The sequence below is a fragment of the Streptomyces sp. NPDC002232 genome, from assembly GCF_042890295.1.
In the GTDB taxonomy this organism is placed as follows: domain Bacteria; phylum Actinomycetota; class Actinomycetes; order Streptomycetales; family Streptomycetaceae; genus Streptomyces.
On the sequence record NZ_JBIARV010000001.1, the window covers coordinates 277,302 to 297,898 of the forward strand.

General features: G+C 74.4%; 12 protein-coding genes and 1 pseudogene. 3 read left to right on the plus strand and 10 right to left on the minus strand.

The window, feature by feature from the left end; genetic code table 11:
- Positions 1-95: 95 nt before the first annotated feature.
- The 4 genes from ACFYXU_RS01230 to ACFYXU_RS01245 are packed head-to-tail and all read right to left on the minus strand — an operon-like array spanning position 96 to position 3,698.
- Positions 96-737, minus strand: a complete 642-nt coding sequence (locus ACFYXU_RS01230; protein WP_389456155.1) for a response regulator — start codon at positions 735-737, stop codon at positions 96-98.
- On the minus strand, positions 734-2,032 hold the full coding sequence (locus ACFYXU_RS01235) for a sensor histidine kinase (protein ID WP_389408088.1): 1,299 nt from the start codon (positions 2,030-2,032) through the stop codon (positions 734-736). The genes ACFYXU_RS01230 and ACFYXU_RS01235 overlap by 4 nt, the downstream gene beginning before the upstream one ends.
- 17 nt (positions 2,033-2,049) lie before the next feature.
- The gene (locus tag ACFYXU_RS01240; RefSeq protein ID WP_376515359.1) at positions 2,050-2,799 is read right to left on the minus strand and encodes an ABC transporter permease; all 750 of its coding nucleotides are present in this window, start codon (positions 2,797-2,799) and stop codon (positions 2,050-2,052) included.
- Positions 2,796-3,698, minus strand: coding sequence for an ABC transporter ATP-binding protein (locus ACFYXU_RS01245; protein ID WP_389456157.1), 903 nt, complete (start codon positions 3,696-3,698; stop codon positions 2,796-2,798). The genes ACFYXU_RS01240 and ACFYXU_RS01245 overlap by 4 nt, the downstream gene beginning before the upstream one ends.
- A gap of 269 nt (positions 3,699-3,967) precedes the next feature.
- Between ACFYXU_RS01245 and ACFYXU_RS01250 the strand changes: the two are divergent.
- Positions 3,968-7,497 (plus strand): annotated as a pseudogene (locus tag ACFYXU_RS01250) (ABC transporter ATP-binding protein).
- 559 nt (positions 7,498-8,056) lie between these two features.
- Positions 8,057-10,081 (plus strand): M4 family metallopeptidase, encoded by a 2,025-nt coding sequence (locus ACFYXU_RS01255; protein ID WP_389456159.1) that lies wholly within the window; start codon positions 8,057-8,059, stop codon positions 10,079-10,081.
- A gap of 77 nt (positions 10,082-10,158) precedes the next feature.
- On the opposite strand, the gene glgP is transcribed toward ACFYXU_RS01255, so the two are convergent.
- The 6 genes from glgP to ACFYXU_RS01285 all read right to left on the minus strand — a co-directional run bounded on the left by glgP (position 10,159) and on the right by ACFYXU_RS01285 (position 19,376).
- Positions 10,159-12,714, minus strand: a complete 2,556-nt coding sequence (gene glgP, locus ACFYXU_RS01260; protein WP_376514809.1) for an alpha-glucan family phosphorylase — start codon at positions 12,712-12,714, stop codon at positions 10,159-10,161.
- Between the two features lie 99 nt (positions 12,715-12,813).
- Positions 12,814-14,148, minus strand: a complete 1,335-nt coding sequence (locus ACFYXU_RS01265) for an FAD-dependent monooxygenase (protein ID WP_376514807.1) — start codon at positions 14,146-14,148, stop codon at positions 12,814-12,816.
- 33 nt (positions 14,149-14,181) lie between these two features.
- Positions 14,182-15,288, minus strand: coding sequence for a monodechloroaminopyrrolnitrin synthase PrnB family protein (locus tag ACFYXU_RS01270; protein ID WP_376514805.1), 1,107 nt, complete (start codon positions 15,286-15,288; stop codon positions 14,182-14,184).
- An 81-nt stretch (positions 15,289-15,369) separates the two neighbouring features.
- The gene (locus ACFYXU_RS01275) at positions 15,370-16,812 is read right to left on the minus strand and encodes an MFS transporter (RefSeq protein ID WP_376514803.1); all 1,443 of its coding nucleotides are present in this window, start codon (positions 16,810-16,812) and stop codon (positions 15,370-15,372) included.
- Entirely contained in the window at positions 16,809-18,239 is a 1,431-nt protein-coding gene (locus ACFYXU_RS01280) for a 4-hydroxyphenylacetate 3-hydroxylase family protein (RefSeq protein WP_376514801.1), read from the minus strand. The genes ACFYXU_RS01275 and ACFYXU_RS01280 overlap by 4 nt, the downstream gene beginning before the upstream one ends.
- A 138-nt stretch (positions 18,240-18,377) precedes the next feature.
- Positions 18,378-19,376: an AraC family transcriptional regulator gene (locus ACFYXU_RS01285; RefSeq protein ID WP_376514799.1), complete on the minus strand. Its 999-nt coding sequence runs from the start codon at positions 19,374-19,376 to the stop codon at positions 18,378-18,380.
- Between the two features lie 118 nt (positions 19,377-19,494).
- Here ACFYXU_RS01285 and ACFYXU_RS01290 point away from each other — a divergent pair, with 118 nt between their 5' ends.
- The gene (locus ACFYXU_RS01290; RefSeq protein WP_376514797.1) at positions 19,495-20,436 is read left to right on the plus strand and encodes an SDR family oxidoreductase; all 942 of its coding nucleotides are present in this window, start codon (positions 19,495-19,497) and stop codon (positions 20,434-20,436) included.
- Positions 20,437-20,597: the final 161 nt, after the last annotated feature.

Consider the following 20,597-nt stretch of genomic DNA (forward strand, 5'->3'; position numbering starts at 1 on the left):
AAGGCCCGCACAGGGCGGCGCGGGCACACGGGGTGGGGCGCAGCCCCGCGTGGGTGCGGGCACGCGGGGGCGGGGGCCGCGCCCCCGGGGGCCCGTCAGGGGTTGCCCAGGATTCCTCGGTCGTAGGCCTTGGCGACCGCCGCCGCCCGGTCGTTGACCGCGAGCTTCGCGTAGATGTGGGTGAGGTGCGTCTTCACCGTCGCCTCGCTGATGAACAGCTCCGCCGCGATCGCCCGGTTCGCCGTGCCCTTCGCGACGAGGGCGAGGATCTCGCCCTCCCGGGCGGACAGCGCGGTGCCGGCCGCCGCCGGCGTCCGGACCGCCGTGACGAGGCGGGACGCGACCGCCGGGGAGAGGACCGTGCGCCCCTCGGCCGCCGCCCGCACCGCCGCGAACAGCTCCTCGCGGGGCGCGTCCTTCAGGAGGTAGCCGGTGGCGCCGGCCTCGATCGCCGGGAGGGTGTCGGTGTCCGTGTCGTACGTGGTGAGGACGAGGACCCGGGCGCGGGCGCCGCGCCGGGCGAGCTCGGCGATCGCGTCCACCCCGCCGCCGCCGGGCATGCGCAGGTCCATGAGGACGACGTCGGGGTCGAGTTCCAGGGCGAGGGCGACGCCCCGGACGCCGTCGGGGGCCTCGCCGAGGACGCGGAAGCCGGAGCCTTCGGCGGCGAACATGCCGCGCAGGCCGTCCCGTACGACGGGGTGGTCGTCGACGATGAGGAGCGTGATGTCGTTCATGGCGCGCCCAACGGTACGCGAGCGGAGATCGCCGTACCCTCCCCGGGCGCGGTCTCCACGGCGACGGTCCCGGCGAGCCGCTCGGCACGGGCCCGCATGCCGTCGAGCCCGAACCCGCCGCCGTCGCCCGGACGTTCGCGGCGGGCCCGCGGATCGAAGCCGCGGCCGTCGTCCCGTACGTCCAGGGTGATCTCGTCGCCCATGTAGGAGAGGGTGACGCCGGCCCGGGCGGCCCCCGAGTGGCGGGCGGCGTTGGACAGGGCCTCCTGCGCGATGCGCAGCAGCGTCGCGGCGACCTCGTCGTGCAGCGGTGCCTCGGTGCCGGTCACGGTGAACCGGGTGTCGACGCCGGTGCGTTCGGCCCACGCGTCGACCGTCTTGCGGAGGGCCTCGGGGAGGTCGTCGTGCTCCAGGGCGGCCGGGCCGAGGTTCCGCACGGAGCGGCGGGCCTCGCCGAGGCTGTGCCGGGCGAGGTCGGCCGCCCGCCGCAGGTGCGCCTCGGCGCGCTCGCCGCCGGGCTCGGCGGAGGCCGCCTGGAGCTGCGTGACGATGCCGGTGAGGCCCTGGGCGATGGTGTCGTGGATCTCGGCGGCGAGCCGGCGCCGCTCGTCGGCGACCCCGGCCTCGCGGGCCTGGAGGAGGAGCTGGGCCTGGAGGGCGGAGTTCTCGGCGAGGGCCTGTTCCAGGCGGGCGTTGGCGCGGCCGAGTTCGGCGATGGTCGCGGCCCGTTCGGCGGCCTTCTCGGCGTCCTTCTCGGCGAGGTGCGTGAAGCCGAGGGAGAGGACGCCGTTGAGGGCGAGGAGGCCGCCGAAGGCGAGCCACTGGACGAGGGAGGTGGGCGGCAGCCCGCCGGACTGGGATCCGGCCATGGTGACGGCGGTGACGAGGATCCCGGCGCGGGCGAGCCGGCGGGGCAGCAGCTGGACCGCGTCGAAGTAGCCGACGCAGGCGTAGACCGCGAAGAACGGGTTGATCCAGGTCAGGACGGCGGCGATGACCGTGCGGACGGCGAAGTGGGCGGCGGAGGCGGGCCCGGGGGCCCCCGGCACGAGGACCAGCGCGGCTCCCGGGACGTCGTCGCCCCAGCCGGTGGCCGCGACGATCCGGGCGCACCGGACGTTCCACCGCACCTGGAGCAGGAGCGCGGCCACGACCAGTACGGCGGTCGTGATCCGTTCCGTACGGTCCATGAAGAGGTCCGCCGACCCGACGGCGATCGCGGTGGCGACGCCGAGCAGTCCGTACGGTCCCCAGCGGAAGAACTGCCGCCAGCGTTCCTCGACGGTGGTGGGCACCCCGCCGCCCCCTTCTCTCATTCCCAGCGGAACCAGCGCACCGCGGCGCCGGTCAGCGCGGCCGTCCACAGGGCCATAGCCCCGAGCGCCGCGCCGGCGGGCCAGCCGCCCGAGGCGGCCGCGTCGAGGGCCTCGGACGCGGCGCCGAGCGGGGTGAACTCGACGATCCGGCGCAGCGTATCCGGCATGGACTGGACGGGCACCCATACGCCGGCCGTGAACATGGAGGGGAAGAAGACGGCCGAACCGACGGCGGTGGCGATCTTCTGGGTCCGGGACACCGCGCACACGGCCGCCCCGAGGGCCAGGGTCCCGGCGACGGCGAGCAGCAGGGCGACGGCGTATCCCGCGAGGTTCTCCGGGAGGGCGACGCCGAAGGCGAGCCGGCCCACCGTGATCGCGAGGAGCGAGGAGACGAGCGCGGCGGCCCCGTGCACCACGAGCTGGGCGGTGAGCAGCGTCGCGGGCCGGACGGGGGTGGTGGACATCCGGCGCAGGATGCCGCGTTCGCGGTAGGCGGCGAGGACCGGGGGCATGGCCTGGAGCCCGGCCATGATCAGGGCGAACAGGACGGCGACCGGTACGTACACGTCGATGACCCGGCGTCCTCCGAGGTCCTCGGAGGCCTCCCGGAAGGAGGGGATCAGGCCGAGGACCACGAGCAGCACCGTGGGCGACAGCATCACCCAGAACAGGGCGGCGGGTTCACGGCCGAAGAGGCGGAGCTCGGTGCGCAGGACGGTCGCGGCGGGGCTGGAGGCGCTCATCGGTCGGTTCCCGTCAGGTCGAGGTAGGCGTCGTCGAGGGTGGCGTCGGCGACCCGGAGCTGCCCGGCCGTGACGCCCTCGCGGGCGAGGAGGGAGACGAAGGAAGCGACGGTCTCCTCCGTTCCGGCGACGGCCGTCCGGCCGTCCGCCGTGGTGACGGACACCGCGCCGGGCAGGGCCCGCAGGGCCTCGGAGGAGAGGGGGGTGTCCGCGTCGAAGGAGATCTCCTTGGCGGCCGAGGCCCGCCCGATCAGCCCCTCCGGGGTGTCGAGCGCGGCGATCCGTCCCCGGTCGAGGACGGCGATCCGGTCGCAGAGCCGCTGGGCCTCCTCCATGAAGTGCGTGACGAGCAGCACGGTCACCCCGGAGTCCCGGAGGGACTCCACGAGCGACCACACCTCGCGGCGGGCCCGCGGGTCGAGACCGGTGGTGAGTTCGTCGAGGACGACGGCCCGGGGGCGGCCGAGGAGCGCGAGGGCGATGAACAGCCGCTGCTTCTGGCCTCCGGACAGCTTCGCGAAGCGGGTCCCCAGGTGCGGGAGCAGTCCGAGCCGCTCGGCGAGCTCCCGTCGGTCGGCGGGCCGCTCGTAGAAGGAGGCGTACAGGTCGAGCGACTCGCGGACGGTCAGCTTGGCCTGGAGGTCGCTCTCCTGGAGCTGGACCCCGAGCACCCGGGTGAGCTCGTCGCGCCGGGTGCCGGGGTCGTACCCGCACACCCGCACGGTCCCCGCGTCGGGGGTCCGCAGTCCCTCGACGCACTCCACCGTGGTGGTCTTGCCGGCGCCGTTGGGGCCGAGGATCCCGAAGATCTCCCCCTCGCCGACCTCGAACGAAACCCCGTCGACGACCTTCCGGCCGCCGTACGCCTTGTGCAGTTCCCGCACCTCGATCGCTGTCATGTCCCCAGACTGCCGAGCGGGCGCGCTCCCGCCCATCGGCCATCGCGCTCGAACCGGCATCGGCCGATCGGATGATGCCGGGGTACGACCGAAAACCGGATGAGCCGCGACAGGGGCGAACCGTAGGGTCGGACCTGATGCCCGAGAAACCACTCCCCCCGCCCCCGGACCGTCCGGAACGTTCGGACCGCACGGACGGTCCGGACCGCCCGCATGGTCAGGACCGTCCGGCCCCCTCGGACCGTCCGGACCCCCCGGACCGTTCGACCGTGCGCGTCCTCCTCCGTCTCTGGCCGTACGTGCGGCCCGTGCGGGTCCGGCTGTTCACCGCCGCGGCCGTCGCGATCGTCGCCTCCTGTCTGTCGCTGGTGATCCCGCTCGTCCTGAAGTGGCTGGTGGACGGCCCGGTCGCGGACCGGGACCCCGGGGGCGTGTGGCTGGGGGCGCTGTATCTGCTGCTCCTCGGGATCGCCGAGGCCGTCCTCTTCGGCTACCGCCGCTGGCTGGTGGCGCGTCCGCTGTCCTCCGTGGAGGCCCGGATGCGCGCCGACCTGTTCGGCAGGCTCCAGCGCCTGCCGATCGCCTTCCACGACCGCTGGGCGTCCGGCCAGCTGCTCTCGCGCGGTACGACGGACCTGATGCTGGTCCGCATGTTCCTGGCCTTCCCGCTGACCTTCCTGCTGGTCAACGGCGTGACGATCCTCGCCGGTTACGTCCTCCTGCTGGCCCAGGACTGGTCCCTCGGCCTGCTGCTGCTCACGCCCGTGCTCCCGCTGGTGCTGGTCTCCAACCTCTTCGAGCGCCGGTACGGGGCGGTGGCGCGCGCGGCGCAGGACCAGGTCGGCGACCTGACGACGGTCGTCGAGGAGAGCGTCCTCGGCATCCGGATCGTGAAGGGCTTCGGCCGGCACCGCAGCCAGGCGCGGGCCTTCCGCGACCTCGCCGGACGCCTGCGGGGGACGGAACTGGCCAAGGCCCGGCTGCTCGCCATGATCTGGGCGGTCATCACCGTCGTGCCGGAGCTCGCCATCGGCGCGGCCCTGGTGCTGGGCACCGTGCAGGTCGCGGACGGGAACCTGTCGGCGGGCACCCTCGTGGCGTTCCTGTCGACGGCCCTGGCCCTGCGCTGGCCGGTCGAGTCCATCGGCTTCCTGCTCGCGATGAGCCAGGAGGCGGCGACCGCGACGGAGCGCTACTTCGAGGTGATGGACGCCCCGGAGGAACCGGAGACGAGCGGGACCGACGCCCCCGGCACACCGGACGGGGTCCGCTTCGAGAACGTCACCTTCCGCTACCCGGACGCCCCGGACGGGACCCCGCCGGTCCTGGACGGCATCGACCTGCACATCCGCCCCGGCGAGACGCTGGCCCTGGTCGGCGGCACGGGCTCCGGCAAGACGACGCTCACGGCCCTGGTCCCGCGCCTGCACGAGGCGACGGCCGGCCGGATCCTCCTCGACGGCGAGGACATCGCCCTGATGGAGCGGCGGAAGCTCCGGGCCCTCGTGTCGATGGCCTTCGAGGAGCCGACGCTGTTCTCGGCGAGCGTCGGGGAGAACGTGCTCATGGGCGCGGAGGGGGCGGGCGACCCGGAGCTCCGGCGCGCCCTGGGCGTCGCGCAGGCCGACGGCTTCGTCGACCGGCTCCCGGAGGGCGCGGCGACCCAGGTCGGCGAGCAGGGCCTCAGCCTGTCGGGCGGCCAGCGGCAGCGCCTCGCCCTGGCCCGGGCGGTGGTCGGCAGGCCCCGCTTCCTGGTCCTCGACGACCCGCTCTCGGCGCTCGACGTCCACACGGAGGCCCGGGTCGAGGCGGCCCTGCGGGAGGTCCTGCGGGAGACGACGGCCCTGGTCGTGGCGCACCGCCCGTCGACGGTGATGCTCGCCGACCGGGTCGCGCTGCTCTCGGGGGGCAGGATCACGGCCGTGGGCACCCATCAGGAACTGCTGCGCACCAGCACCGAGTACGCCTGGCTGATGTCCGGCGAAGGGACCGAGAACCGATGACGGACACCCCGGCCGACCCCTTCGACCGCGACGACCTCCCGGCGCCCCGGGGCGCGACCGGGGCCCTGCTCCGCTCCCTGCTGGGCACCCACCGCGCCCGACTCACGGTGGCGGCGCTGGTGCTGCTGCTCCGGGAGGCCTCGCTCCAGGCGGGCCCGCTGCTCGTGGCGTACGCCATCGACCGGGGGGTGCCGGCCTTCCGCGCCGGGGACCACGGCCCGGTGGTCGCCGTGGCGCTCGGCTATCTGCTGTGCGCGGGGCTCTCGGGCCTCCTCCAGTACGTGTTCGTGCGCGGGGCGGCCAGGATCAGCCAGGACGTGCTGCTGGACCTGCGCGGCAGGATCTTCCGCCACGCGCAGCTGCTGAGCGTCGACTTCCACGAGCGGTACACCTCGGGCCGGCTGATCTCGCGCTCGACGACGGACGTCGAGTCCCTGCGCGAGCTGCTCCAGGAGGGTTTGCAGGAACTGATCGGCGTGGTCCTGTCCTTCGTGTCGATCTCGCTGATCCTGCTCTGGCTGGACCGGGGCATCGGCGCGGTGGCGGTGGCGAGCTTCCTGCCGCTGTACCTCCTCGTGCGCCTCTACCGGGCCCGCGCGGGCCGGGTGTACGCGGAGCGTTCCACGGCGATCGCGGGCGTGATCGTGAAGTTCGCGGAGACGATGAACGGCATCCGCCCGGTCCGCGCGTTCCGCCGGGAGCACGCCAACGACGCCGAGTTCGCGGGGCTGAACCACCGCCACGAGCGCAGCAACGGGGACGCGCTCCTGGAGATGGCCCGCTACGTGGTCGGCTCCCGCCTGGTGGCGAACACGGCGGTCGCCGGCATGTGCCTGTGGGGCGCCTACCGGGTGGCGGCGGGCTCGCTCGAACTGGGCGTGCTCGCGGCGGCGGTGCTCTACATGCGCCGCCTGTACGACCCGATCGACCGCCTCGGCATGTTCCTGAACTCGTACGAGTCGGCCGCGGCCTCCCTGGCCAAGATCGCCGGCCTGCTCGCGCAGGAGCCGGGGGTCCCGGAGACCACCGCGCCCCAGGAGCTGCCGCCCCGCTCGGGCGGCCGCCGGATCACCTTCTCCGGCGTCGGCTTCGGCTACCGGACGGGCGGCGAGGTGCTGCCCGTGTTCGACCTGACGATCCCGGCGGGCCAGACGGTGGCGGTGGTGGGCGCGACGGGCGCGGGCAAGTCGACCCTGGCGAAGCTCCTGGCCCGCTTCTACGACCCGACCTCGGGCGCTGTGGAGCTGGACGGCGTGGACCTCCGCGCCCTCACCACGGCCGACCTGCGGCGCAGCGTGGTGATGGTGACCCAGGAGGCCTTCCTCTTCTCGGGCACGGTCGCGGACAACATCGCGCTCGGACGCCCGGACGCGACGCGCGCGGAGATCGAGGGCGCGGCGAAGGCGATCGGGGCGCACGACTTCATCACGGCGCTCCCGGACGGCTACGACACGGACGTCCGCAAGCGCGGCGGGCGCATCTCCGCGGGCCAGCGCCAGCTGGTGGCCTTCGCCCGGGCGCTGCTCGCGGACCCGGCGGTCCTGATCCTGGACGAGGCCACGAGTTCGCTGGACGTGCCGGGCGAGCGGGCGGTGCAGCGGGCGATGGACACGGTCCTGGCGGGCCGTACGGCGGTGGTGATCGCGCACCGCCTGTCCACGGTCGAGGTGGCGGACCGGGTGCTGGTGATGGAGGCGGGCCGGATCGTCGAGGACGGCCGTCCGTCGGCCCTGGTCGGGGGCGAGGGCCACTACGCGGGCCTGCACCAGGCCTGGCGGGACAGCCTGGTGGGCTGAGGGTCCGGCGGGCGCGGGGGCACCGCCGGACGGCCCCGGGAAGCGGACGCGGCGCGGAGAGCGGACGCGGAGGGGCCGGGAGGAGCGGGGCGGCTCGGCGCGGAGGAGCGGGCGCGGACCGGTGCGGAAGAGCGGGCGCGGAGGAGCGCGGGCGTGCGGAGGGCGTGTGGAGGGCCTGTGGAGGGTAGAGAACGCGCCACGCCGCCCCGGGAGGGCGCCGGCTCCTCCGTATCCCCTCCTCGGCGGGGTCACCCGTGACGTACACGGCGGGCCGAGCCCGTCGGAGACCCGTCGAACGCCGCTCCTGCGAACGTGGGGCGGCATCGCGGCCATGATCGGCGAAACGTCCGGTTAACGAACACGGTCCCACGAGCACCGGACGATTTCCGGCCAACTTCCCGACGCGGTCCTGACAGGTCCCCGTCATTCCTGCAACTCTCTCACCGGTTGTTCGCACCACAGTTCACCGCTTCACCCGAACGTGCTCCACAGCTCTCCTTGCACCGCCCGGACGGACTCACCCAAGGCCGCCGGTACCCCCCTCGCATTAGGAGTCTGCGTGAGATCCACGCCCAGCCGCCGTGCCACCGCGACCGGCGCCCTGATCGCCGCCGCCGCCATGCTCACCATCGGTGTGCAGGCCGGCACCGCATCCGCCGGCACGGACACCTTCGCCGCGGCCCCCAAGGCGCTGTCCGCCGGCAAGGCCAACCCCGGCAAGCTCCCGGCCGACCTCTCCCCCGCCCAGCGCTCCGCGCTGATCAAGGCGGCGGACGCGGACAAGGCCGCCACGGCCAAGTCCCTCGGCCTCGGCGCCCAGGAGAAGCTGGTCGTCCGCGACGTCGTCCAGGACCGCGACGGCACGACCCACACGCGGTACGAGCGCACCTACGCCGGACTGCCCGTCCTCGGCGGTGACCTGATCGTCGCCGAGACCAAGGCCGGCGCCACCACCGGCGTGATCAAGTCCAACCGCGCCGAGCTCAAGAACGTCGACCTCGCCGCGGCCGTCGCCCCGGCCGCCGCGGAGAAGCAGGCCATCGGCCGCGCCGCCGCGGAGGGCTCCAAGAAGACCGCCGCCGACCACGCCCCGCGCAAGGTCGTGTGGATGGCGCAGGGCGCGCCCGTCCTCGCGTACGAGACCGTCGTCGGCGGCCTCCAGCACGACGGCACCCCGAACGAGCTGCACGTCGTGACGGACGCCAAGACCGGCGCGAAGCTCTACGAGTGGCAGGGCGTCGAGAACGGCATCGGCAACACGCAGTACAGCGGCCAGGTGACCCTCGGCACCGCGCCCTCGTACACGCTGACCGACACCGGCCGCGGCAACCACAAGACGTACAACCTCAACGGTGGTTCGTCCGGCACCGGCACGCTGTTCACCAACACCACGGACACGTGGGGCAACGGCCTCCCCTCCAACAAGGAGACGGCCGGCGCCGACGCCCACTACGGCGCCGCGCTCACCTGGGACTACTACAAGAACGTGCACGGCCGCTCCGGCATCCGCGGTGACGGCGTCGGCGCGTACTCCCGGGTCCACTACGGCAACGCCTACGTCAACGCGTTCTGGCAGGACAGCTGCTTCTGCATGACGTACGGCGACGGCTCGGGCAACAACAAGCCGCTCACGTCCATCGACGTGGCCGCCCACGAGATGACGCACGGCGTCACCGCCGCCACCGCCAACCTGACCTACAGCGGCGAGTCCGGCGGCCTCAACGAGGCCACCTCGGACATCTTCGCGGCGGCCGTCGAGTTCTACGCCAACAACGCCAACGACAAGGGCGACTACCTCGTCGGCGAGAAGATCGACATCAACGGCAACGGCACCCCGCTGCGCTACATGGACAAGCCGAGCAAGGACGGCGCGTCGAAGGACGCGTGGTACTCCGGCATCGGCTCGATCGACGTCCACTACTCCTCGGGCCCGGCGAACCACTTCTTCTACCTGCTCTCCGAGGGCAGCGGCGCCAAGGTCGTCAACGGCGTGAGCTACGACTCGCCGACCTCCGACGGCCTGCCGGTCACCGGCATCGGCATCGACAAGGCCCGCCTGATCTGGTTCAAGGCGCTCACCACCAAGTTCGGCTCGTCGACCAACTACGCCGGCGCCCGCACGGGCACCGTCGCGGCGGCCACCGAGCTGTACGGCGCGGGCAGCGCCGAGGTCACGGCCGTCGAGAACGCCTGGGCCGGGATCAACGTCGGCTCCCGCCCCGGCGGCCCCGGTGGCGGCAAGGTCTTCACGAACGACGCCGACGTCTCCATCCCGGACAACGGCGCCGCGGTGACCTCGTCCCTCACGGTCACCGGCGTCACGGGCAACGCGCCCTCGACGCTCAAGGTCGGCGTGGACATCGTCCACACCTACATCGGCGACCTGATCGTCGACCTGATCGCCCCCGACGGCTCCGTCTACAACCTGCACAACCGGGCCGGCGGCAGCGCGGACAACATCAACCAGACCTACACCGTCAACGCCTCCTCCGAGGTCGCCAACGGCGTCTGGAAGCTCCGCGTCCAGGACAAGGCCTCGGTCGACACCGGCTACATCAACAGCTTCAAGCTGACCTTCCCGTAAGGCCGGAACGAAGCAACGGGCGCCCGGAGGGACTCTTCCCTCCGGGCGCCCGCGCGTTCAGGACACCCCCCGGGGCGTCACCGCAGCAGCACCCCCGCTCCCTCCCCCGACGTCTCCTCCGGGAGGGCGGCGAGGCCGAGTTCGGCCGGGTGGGCGAGCAGCGGGTGGGCGGGCAGGACGCGGACGGTGCAGCCGAAGGACCCGGTCCGGTCGAGCTCCAGGGTGCCCGCGTAGGGCAGGCGGCCCTCCAGGTCGGGGCCGCCGGCCGGCTTGAGGGTGACCGTGCGGGTGGCCGCCAGGGTGTCGTCGGCGTCGACCCGGCCGGTGACGGCCTGCACCTCGACGTCGTCGGGGCCGAGCGCCCCGAGCGCGACCCGGACCCGGACGACGGGAGTGGCGCCCAGCTCGGCGTCGGCGAGGTCGTCCGCGAGCCCGTCGCCGACCTCGACGTGGTCGACGGTCACCCGGGGCCAGGCCTCCCGGACCCGGGCCTTCCAGGCCGCCAGGTCCCGCGCCCGGTCCGGGGTCAGCGCCCGGTGGGCCGCGGCGGCGGGCACGTACAGCCGGTCGACGTACTCGCGGACCATCCGGTCGGCGAGGACCTTCGGGCCGAGGTCGGCGAGGGTGCGGCGGACCATGGCCGTCCAGCCGGCCGGCACCCCGTCGGGGCCCCGGTCGTAGAAGCGGGGGGCGACCCGGCGCTCGATCAGCTCGTAGAGGGCGGCGGCCTCCAGGTCGTCGCGGCGGTCCTCGTCGGCGGCCGCAGCGCCGTCGGCGGTGGGGATGGCCCAGCCGAAGTCCGGGCGGAACCACTCGTCCCACCAGCCGTCGAGGACCGAGAGGTTGAGGCAGCCGTTGAGGGCGGCCTTCATGCCGCTGGTGCCGCAGGCCTCCAGGGGGCGCAGCGGGTTGTTCAGCCAGACGTCGCAGCCGGGGTAGAGGCCGCGGGCCATCTCCATGCCGTAGTCGGGCAGGAAGACGATGCGGTGGCGGACGCGCGGGTCGTCGGCGAACCGGACGAGTTCCTGCACGAGCCGCTTCCCGCCGTCGTCGGCCGGGTGCGCCTTGCCGGCGACGACGAGCTGCACGGGCCGCTCGGGGTGGAGGAGCAGCGCCCGCAGCCGGTCCTTGTCCCGCAGCATCAGCGTGAGCCGCTTGTACGAGGGGACCCGGCGGGCGAAGCCGATGGTGAGGACGTCGGGGTCGAGGACGGTCTCGGTCCAGCCGAGTTCGGCCGCGGCGGCCCCGCGCTGCCGCCAGGAGGCCCGCAGCCGCTCCCGTACGTCGGTGACGAGCCGTTCGCGGAGGGTGCGGCGCAGCTCCCACAGCTCCCGGTCGCCCGCGTCCGGCGCGAGGCGGGTGACCTCGGGGGCGACCCAGGTGGGGGCGTGGACGCCGTTGGTGACGGAGGTGATGGGCACCTCCTCGGTGTCGAAGCCCGGCCAGAGTCCGGCGAACATGGAGCGGCTGACGGCGCCGTGCAGGGTGGAGACGCCGTTGGCGCGCTGGGCCAGGCGCAGGCCCATGGCGGCCATGTTGAACACTCCGGGTTCGCCGCCGAGCGGGGTCTCGTCGCCGAGGGCGAGGATCCGGCCGAGGTCGACGCCGGGGAGGGCGCCGTCCTCGCCGAGGTGGCGGGCGACGAGGGCCCGGTCGAAGCGGTCGATGCCGGCCGGGACGGGGGTGTGGGTGGTGAAGACGGTCCCGGCCCGGACCGTCTCCAGGGCGCTGTCGAAGTCGACTCCCTCGCCCTGGAGTTCACGGACGCGTTCGAGGCCGAGGAAGCCGGCGTGGCCCTCGTTGGTGTGGAAGACCTCGGGTGCGGGGTGGCCGGTGAGCCGGGTGTAGGTGCGGACGGCGCGGACGCCGCCGATGCCGAGGAGCATCTCCTGGAGCAGCCGGTGCTCGCTGCCGCCGCCGTACAAGCGGTCGGTGACGGACCGTTCGCCGGGGGCGTTCTCCTCGACGTCGGAGTCGAGCATGAGGAGCGGCACGCGGCCGACCCGGGCGATCCACAGGTGGGCGTGGAGGCTGCGGCCGCCGGGCAGGGCGAGGGTGATCCGGGCGGGGGTGCCGTCGTCCTCGCGGAGCAGGCTGACGGGCAGCTCACCGGGGTCGAGGACGGGGTACTGCTCCTGCTGCCAGCCGTCCCGGCCGAGGGACTGCCGGAAGTAGCCGTGCCGGTAGAGCAGGCCGACGCCGATCAGCGGGACGCCGAGGTCGCTCGCGGACTTGAGGTGGTCGCCGGCGAGGATGCCGAGGCCGCCGGAGTACTGGGGCAGGGCGGCGGCGACGCCGAACTCGGGCGAGAAGTAGGCGACGGCGGCCGGGGCGTCGCCGGGACGGCCCTGGTACCAGCGGGGGTCGCGCAGATAGCGGTCGAGGTCCTCGGCGGCGGTGCGCAGCCGGGCCAGGAAGTCCTGGTCGGCGGCGAGCGCGGCGAGCCGGGGCGCTTCCAGGGCGCCCAGGACCCGGACGGGATCGGTGCCGGCCGGGCCCTCGGGGGCCAGGGACGCGAAGAGCTCCCGGGTCGGCTCGTGCCAGGACCACCGCAGGTTGTGCGCGAGGTCGGCGAGGGGTCGAAGGGTGTCGGGGAGGACGGGACGCACGGTGAATCGACGGATTGCCTTCACGTTGTCCACCTTCGCAGGCGAGTACGGAGCGGAGGCGGCGCACCACGCTGTGTGCCACCAAGAACGGTAGGCCCTGTCCGCCCGGCGGGCCACGGGGCGTCAGGGGGAGGACACGGCGGCCTCGTAGGGGGATCCCTGGTTGACGGTGGCCGGGTCGAAGGCGCCGGTGGCGGCGTACCGTCCGGCGATGGCGGCGAGTTCCTCGGCGGGGATGACCTGGCGGATGTCGGTGAAGCCGTGCGGGGCGCGGGCGTGCGCGAGGTTGATGACGACCTCGGGGCCGAGCTGCCGGTTGGCGTGCTGGAGGGCGGTCATGGCGGGGCGGCGCTCCCGTTCGTAGGCGGCGAGTCCCTCGGCGGGGTCGCGGTGCCGGGCGAGGGCGTGGGCGAGGGCGCGGGCGTCGACGATGGACTGGGTGGCCCCGTTGGAGCCGATGGGGTACATGGCGTGGGCGGCGTCGCCGATGAGGGTGGTGCGGCCGTGGGTCCACCGGTCGAGGGGTTCGCGGTCGACCATCGGGTACTCGTGCGCGGTGTCGGCGGCGCGCAGCACGTCGGGGAGGCTGACCCCGTCGAACTCCCAGCCCTCGTAGTACGGGAGGAACGTCTCGACCGGGACGGCGCGGTTCCAGTCGCCGCGCGGGCCGTCCTCGCGGGCGGCGTCGGGGGTGTCGGCGGGGCGGGCGAGCGCCCAGTTGACGAGGACCTCCCGGCCGGGTCCGGTGGGGCGGCCCATGGGGTAGACGACGGCCTTCTGCCGGTCGTCGCCGGCGATGAGCATGAAGGAGCCGACGGCCCGCGCGGGCACGCGGGACACGCCCCGCCACACGAGCATCCCGTTCCACGGGGGCCCGCCCTCCGCCGGGTTGAGCGCGGCGCGCACCGCGGAGCGGATGCCGTCGGCGCCGACCAGGATGTCGGGTTCGAGGGAGGCCCGGCCGCGGACGGGGCCGTCGCGGTGTTCCAGGCGGAGCCGGGGGCGGCCGTCGGGGAGCGTGTCGAGGCCGGTGACCTTGACGCCGGTGACCAGGGCGGCGGCGCCGAGCCGGGCGCGGACGGCACCGGCCAGGACCTGCTGGAGGTGGCCGCGGTGGACGGACAGCTGGGGCCAGCGGTAGCCGGCGGCGAGGCCGCGGGGTTCGCGGGATATCAGGCCGCCGGAGCGGTGGTAGTAGCGGAGTTCGCGGGTGCGCAGGGCGCCGGCCTCCAGGGCGTCGAGCAGGCCGAGCGCGTCGAGTTCGCGGACGGCGTTCGGCATCAGGTTGAGTCCGGCGCCGACCGGGCGGATGGCGGCGGCGGCCTCGACGACCGTGATCCGCTCGAATCCGGCGTTGTGCAGGGCGAGGGCGGCGGTGAGTCCGGCGACGCCGCCGCCGGCGATCACGATGTGCGGGCTGTGGCCGTAGGGGGGTCCGTACGGGGGGTGGGGGGACATCTCGACTGCTCCTTCGCGCCGGTGGGGCCTGTCCTACGCGGCCGTCGGGCCGACGGGGGCCCCGGCGGGACGGCGCCGCGCGGTCGCGCGGCGCACCATGGTCTCGTTCTCCCTGGTCAGGTCCAGGATGGAGCGCAGCAGCACGACGGGGGCCCCGCCGCTGCCCTCCTCGTACAGCCGCACCTCGTCGCTGTACGCCTTGCGGGCGATGCCGAGGTGCCGGGCCCGGAAGGTCTTCAGGATCCGCAGGACGCGGCCGAGGGCCTCGGCGGAGTCGTGGAGCGCGGGAGGGAGCCGGTCGGCGCCCTCCCAGCTGACGGCCGCCGACAGTTTGGAGACGGCGGAGATCCCGCCGTGGTGCCGGGCGTGGAAGGCGCGCCAGGACGGCAGGGCGTACGGCAGGGACTCGGTGAGGAAGGCGTCGTAGGCGGCGTCGGAGCGGTCGCACTGCCACAGCGTCAGGTCGACCAGCCAGAGCGGGACCTGTGCGGCGGCCGGGCCCAGGTAGTCGCGGCCGTCGATCTCGACCTCCTCGAAGTACGGGCGGAGGGTGACGGCGAAGTACGCGGGCGGGACCTCGGCGACGGTGAGGTCGATGGCGTCGACCATCGCGCGCACATGGCCGGCGACGCGGTGGAGCGCGGCGGCGAAGCCGTGGTCGTACGGTTCGAGGCGGGCGATGCGGGCGCAGTCGTCGAGGGCGGCGACGAGCCCGGGGAAGACCATCCGCACGGCGTCCTGGAGGAGGGCCTCGATGGGGTGGCCGGTGTAGCTGCGGCGGCGGGGGCCCGTGGGGTTCCAGGTCGTGTAGTGGTGGACGGTGTCCCGGGGGATCATGTCCGTGCGGCGGCCGAGGAGTTCCAGCACGGGCAGCGCCTCGGGCACGGCGGCGAGCGGCTGGACGCCGTGCCGCTTGAGGGAGCCGAGGAGGATGCCGAGGTCGCGCATCGCGGCGAGGGCGCCGCCGACGTTCCACTGCGCGGCCCGTTCGAGGTCGGGGACGAGGGCGCGCAGGGCGACGGTCAGCGCGGCGGTGTCGGCGCGCGCGTTCATCGCGGGCACCGCGGCGAGCAGGGCGTCGGCGCCCAGCGGGTCGGCCGCGCGTATCTCCTCGGTCGTGTGACGCGGGTCGCCGAACAAGTCGGGGCTCCTTACTTCCGGGGGGTGTGTCGTGGGCGTCGCGGTACGGGTCCGGTCGGGGGTCCGGTGGTGCGGCGCCGGTCAGTACGGATCGGGCACCCGGTCCTCGGGTGCGGCGGCCCGCTCGGGGAGGTGGAGGCGTACGGAGAGCAGGGCGGCCAGGGCCGCGAGGGCGGCGCCGGTGAGCAGGGCGGCGCGGAAGCCGGCGGTCTCGGCGGCGGCGCGTGCGGCGTCGGCGGCTCCGGTGGTGTCTCCGGTGCGGCCGGTGGCGACGGCGACGAGGACGGCGAGGCCGAGGACGGAGCCGAACTGCTGGCTGGTGTTGACGAGTCCGGAGGCGAGGCCGGTCTCCTCGGGCGCGGCCTCCGCCGTGGCGGCCACGTTGGTGGTGACCATGACCAGCGGCAGGGCGGCGCCGAGGAGGAGGCTCGGGGCGAGGACGGTGCTCGCGAAGGTGCCGTCGGGGGTGAGGGCCAGGGCCAGCCAGAGGGTTCCGGCGCACAGCAGGACGAAGCCGAGGGTCATGGTCCGGTGCAGGCCGAGGCGGAAGATGATCCGGCCGGTCTGCGGGGCGACCGCGACGACGACGAGGGAGAGCGGCAGCAGTCCGAGGCCGCCGCCGAGGGGCGCGTACCCGAGGACGCTCTGGAGGTAGAGGCTGACCAGGAAGAACATCGGGAACAGCGTGGTCTGGGCGAGCGCCGCGAGGAGGTTGGCCAGGCGGAGCGCGGGCCGGCCGAGGACGGCCGGCGGGACGAGGGGGGCGGCGGCCCGGGTCTCGACGGCGGCGAAGGCGAGCAGCAGGGCCAGGCCCGCTCCGCCTGCGCCGAGGGTGCGGGCGGAGAGCCATCCGGCGCCGGCGCCGCCGACGAGGGCGTAGGCGACGAGGCCGAGGCCGGCGGTGGCGGTGAGCGCCCCGGTGAGGTCGAAGCCGCCGCGGAGCGCCGCCGGGGGGCGGGGGGCGAGGACGCGGAGGGCGAGGGCGGCGAGGACGGCGGCGAGGAGCACGTTCAGCCAGAACGTGGCGCGCCAGCCGAGGAGGTCGGTGAGGACGCCGCCGAGGACCGTGCCGAGGACTCCGCCGAGGCCGCCCATGGCGGCGAAGGCGCCGAGGGCCTTGTGCCGGGGCGGGCCGTCGGGGAAGAGCAGGAGGAGCAGCGCGAAGGCGGCGGCCGCGGCGAGGGCGGCGCCGACGCCCTGGACGGCGCGGGCCGCGACGAGGGTGTCGGCGCCCGGGGCGAGACCACCGGCGGCGGAGGCGACGGCGAGCAGGCCGAGGCCGCCGAGGAAGACCCGCCGGTGGCCGAGGAGGTCGGCGACGCGTCCGCCGAGGAGGAGCAGCCCGCCGAAGGTGATGAGGTAGGCGTTGGCGACCCAGGACAGCCCGTCGGCGCCGGAGCCGAGGTCCGCGCCGACGGACGGCAGGGCGACGTTGACGATCGCGGTGTCCATGATGAGCAGCAGCTGGGTGGAGGCGAGCAGGGCGAGTGCGCCGCGCCGCGGGCCCGGCGGTGGCCCGGTCACCGGGTGGTCCCCAGGCCGTAGCCGTCGAGGCAGGCCTGGGCGAGGCTCTCGCACTCCCCCGCCGAGCCGGCCCAGGTCTGCATGGTCAGGTAGACGTGCGGGGCGCCGTGGTAGAAGCGCTCGTACTGCTCGTGGCGGCCGGCGAACTCCGAACCGAGGGCGTCCCAGGCGAGTTTGAGGAGCTTGATGCGCTCCTCGGCGGGGTGGCCGGGCGTCGCGAAGTAGCGGCGGACCAGCGGCCCGAGCTCGGGGTGCAGGAGGTCGCGGCCGCTCGCCGGGAGCTGGACGAGGGCGCCGCCGGCGAGGAGCTTGATGTCCTGGACGGCGCGCGGGTGGAGCTCCCCGGCCATGATCCGCTGGGCGAAGGAGATCTCCTGCCCGGGGCGGACGCCGCCGCGTCCGCCCTCGACCTGCTCGTGGGAGGCCTCGGCGGCGAGGACGAAGGCCTTGGCCTGGGCGACCATGCCGAGGAGGCGGCCGACGGCCTGGGTGACGGCCGGCAGCGTGTCGGTGCCGTTCGAGCGGGTGAGGAGGATGGCGAGGCCGGTGAGGAACTCCAGCTTGGTCCAGAAGCGGGTGGCGGACTGGTGGACCAGGTTCAGGTAGGCGGGGGTCTGCCACCAGATCGCGCCGGTGGTGACCGGGTCCCGGTAGGTGAGGACCCGCTCCCAGGGCACGAAGACGTCCTCGCAGACGAGCATCGCGTCGTTCTCGTCGTACCGGGAGGAGAGCGGCTGGTCGAAGACGGAGCGGGCGCGTTCCTCGTAGGAGGTGCGGGAGATCAGCCTGAGGCCGGGGGTGGCGAGGGGCACGGAGAAGGTGACGGCGTGCGCGGTGTCGTCGGGGGCGAGCGGCTCGATGGTGCCGACGAGGAGTTCGTCGGCGAAGACCGCGCCGGTCCCGATGGTCTTGGCGCCCCGGACGACGATCCCGCCGTCGCGCTCCCGCACGACCCGGAGGGTGAGGTCGTCCCCGCCGTGGCCCGCGGGCGGGTTGGTGAGGGTGAACGCGGTGTGCAGGTCGTCCTCGGTGATCCGCCGGTTCAGGGCGACCGCCTGGCCGGCGCCGTCGAAGGTCTCGCCGGTGAGGACGGCGGGCGCGGCGGCGAAGCCGGCCGTGCCGGCGGCCATGTAGTCGGGGGTGCGGCCGAGGAAGCCGTAGCTCGCCCGCGCGGTGGTGCGGAAGGCGCGGCGGCGGGCGACGAGGTCCTCGTACGAGCGGGGCACGAGGCCGGCGCGGCGGACCCCGTCCCGGACGAGGACGGGGCGGTGCGCGGGGTCGTCGGCGAGGTCGTACAGGCCGGCGAAGGAGGCCGCGGAGGCGCGGAAGGCGGGGTGGGCGGTGACGTCCGCGACCCGCTCGCCGTCGAGCCAGACCTCGCGCCCGTCGCGCAGGCCCTCCAGATACTCGTGCCCGGACCTCGTCACCGGTGTGTCGCCTCTCCTCGGGTGCCGCGCCTCTGCCGGTCCCGAGCCTCTCCGGGGCGCACCGGACGGACAATGAACGTCCGTCCAGGTGTCCTTAAGATCCGTCCAGGGGCACCCGAAGATGTCAGGTCGGGCGGATCAGGCGGCCCTGACCTGCCCCGCCCGGTACTCGCCGGGGGTCACTCCGAACCACTTGCGGAAGGCCAGGTGGAAGCCGACGGCGCTGCGGTAGCCGACGCGGGCGGGCAGCGCGGACTGCGGGAGGGACGTCTCGGAGAGGAGCCGGCCGGCCTCCTGCATGCGGCGGCCGGCGAGGTAGCGGGCCGGGGAGTCGCCGACCAGTTCCCGGAAGGCGGCGGTGAACGCGGACCGGGACATGCCGACCTCGCGGGCGAGCACGTCGATGGTCCACGGCTCGGCGAAGCGGGTCGCCATCATGACGACGGCGCGGCTGATCCCGGGGTGGCGGAGCAGCGGCAGGGAGGCCGGGTTGCCGGCGAGTGCGCAGAGCAGCGGGCGGAGCGCGAGGACGAGCGCCATCTCGAAGGCGCGCAGGGTGATGAGGCGGTCGCCGGGGCCGACGGGCCGGTCGGGGGAGGCGAGCAGCCGGAGGGTGTCGCGGAGCAGGGGTTCGCGGTCGACCTGGGCGCCGTCGAGGACGAGGGCCCAGGGCAGCGAGGTGTAGAGGCCGGTGGCGGCGCTGGCGTCGTAGTGGAGCCCGGCGCACAGCAGGCGGCTCTCGGGTCCGGTGCCCTCGATGACGATCTCGCCGGAGGTGCCGGGCTGCCGCTCGGGCAGGACGGCCTTGAGCGGGACGCCCTGGCGTTCGGGCCGGTCGGAGAGGCGGTGCGCGGCACCGGTGGGGAAGACGACGAGGTCTCCGGCGTGGAGTTCGACGGGGGGCTCGTCGTCGGTGGTGATCCAGCAGTCGCCCTCGACGACGTAGTGGAGGACCGCGCAGCTGTGTTCGGCGTCGCCCTCGATGGCCCAGGGGGCGCGGACGTGCCAGCGGCTGTCGAAGACGCCGGTGAGCCGGAGGGGTTTGAGGAGGTCGCTCAGGAGGTCCTCGTGCTCGCCCCCGTCCAGGGGGTCGCCGGTGTCGTTCCGGTCGTGACGGTCGGTTCCCACGATTTCCATGGACGATCCTTCAACTTCCGCCCCGGTTTGTTAATTGAACGGACGAAGCCGTCGCGGCGAGCCTGGAGGGACGCCGACACGGCAGCGGTGACAGCCTATCGAAGGGCCTCAGACACACATGTCCAGTGAGATTCCGATGCGGGTGGCGGTCGTGGGCGCGACCGGCTTCCAGGGGGGCGCGGTGGCGCGTCTCCTCGCCGAGCGGCACCACCGGGTGCGGACCCTGACCCGGCGCCCGGAGGCGGACCGTCCGCCGCTCCCGGGGGCCTTCTTCCTCTCCGGGGACCTGGGGGTCCCGGGGGACGTGCGGCGGCTCTTCGCGGGGACCACGCACGCCTTCGTCACGATGCCGCTGGTGTACGACGAGAAGCGGGTCGAGGCGTACGCGCGGAACATCGCGGAGGCGGCGCTCGCGGCAGGCACCTCCCGTCTCGTGTTCAACACCAACACCCGTCTGCCGCTGGGTCCGACGGACGTGTCGGCCTTCGAGACGCGGCGGCTGGCGGAGCGGGTGCTGCGGGACAGCGGGGTGCCGCTGGTGGTGCTCAGGCCGCCGGTGTACCTGGACAACCTGTTCTCGCCGTGGAACGGGCCGGCCCTGGTGGAGGACGGCGTCCTCGCCTATCCGCTGCCGGAGTCCGCGCGGACCGCGTGGCTGTCGCACCGGGGCCTCGCGGAGGCGGCGCTCGCGGCGCTGTCCCGGGACGGCCTGGACGGCCGCACCTTCGACATCGGCGGCGACCGCGCCCTGACGGGCCGGGAGCTGGCCGGGGCCTTCGGGCGGGCCCTCGGGCGGGCGGTGCGGTACGAGGAGCTGGATCCGGCCGTGTTCGAGCGGGGGCTGGCGCAGCTGCTCGGCCCGGAGTCGGCGGCCGGGGTCGCCGGGATCTACCACTACATGGCGAGCGGGGCGGATCCGCTGCTCATGGCGGACGACGACGGGGTGTCGTCGGAGGTCCTCGGCCTGGAGCAGGCGCCGGTGGAGGAGTGGGTGGCGCGCCAGCCCTGGCAGGTGTGGTCGACGGACGCGGAGGAGCCGGACGCCTCGCCGCGCCCCTGACCCGACCACCGAAGGTGCCCCGCCCCCACAAGGGCGGGGCTTCTTTCTTGTCCGGGTCGGGTGGTTGCCGAGGCGGCTACGTCCGAGTAGTTAACAAAGCGACCGGATTGCCCACCCGAGATCCGTGGGAAGGCTCCTCCGGTACGAATCCCCCGACCCCT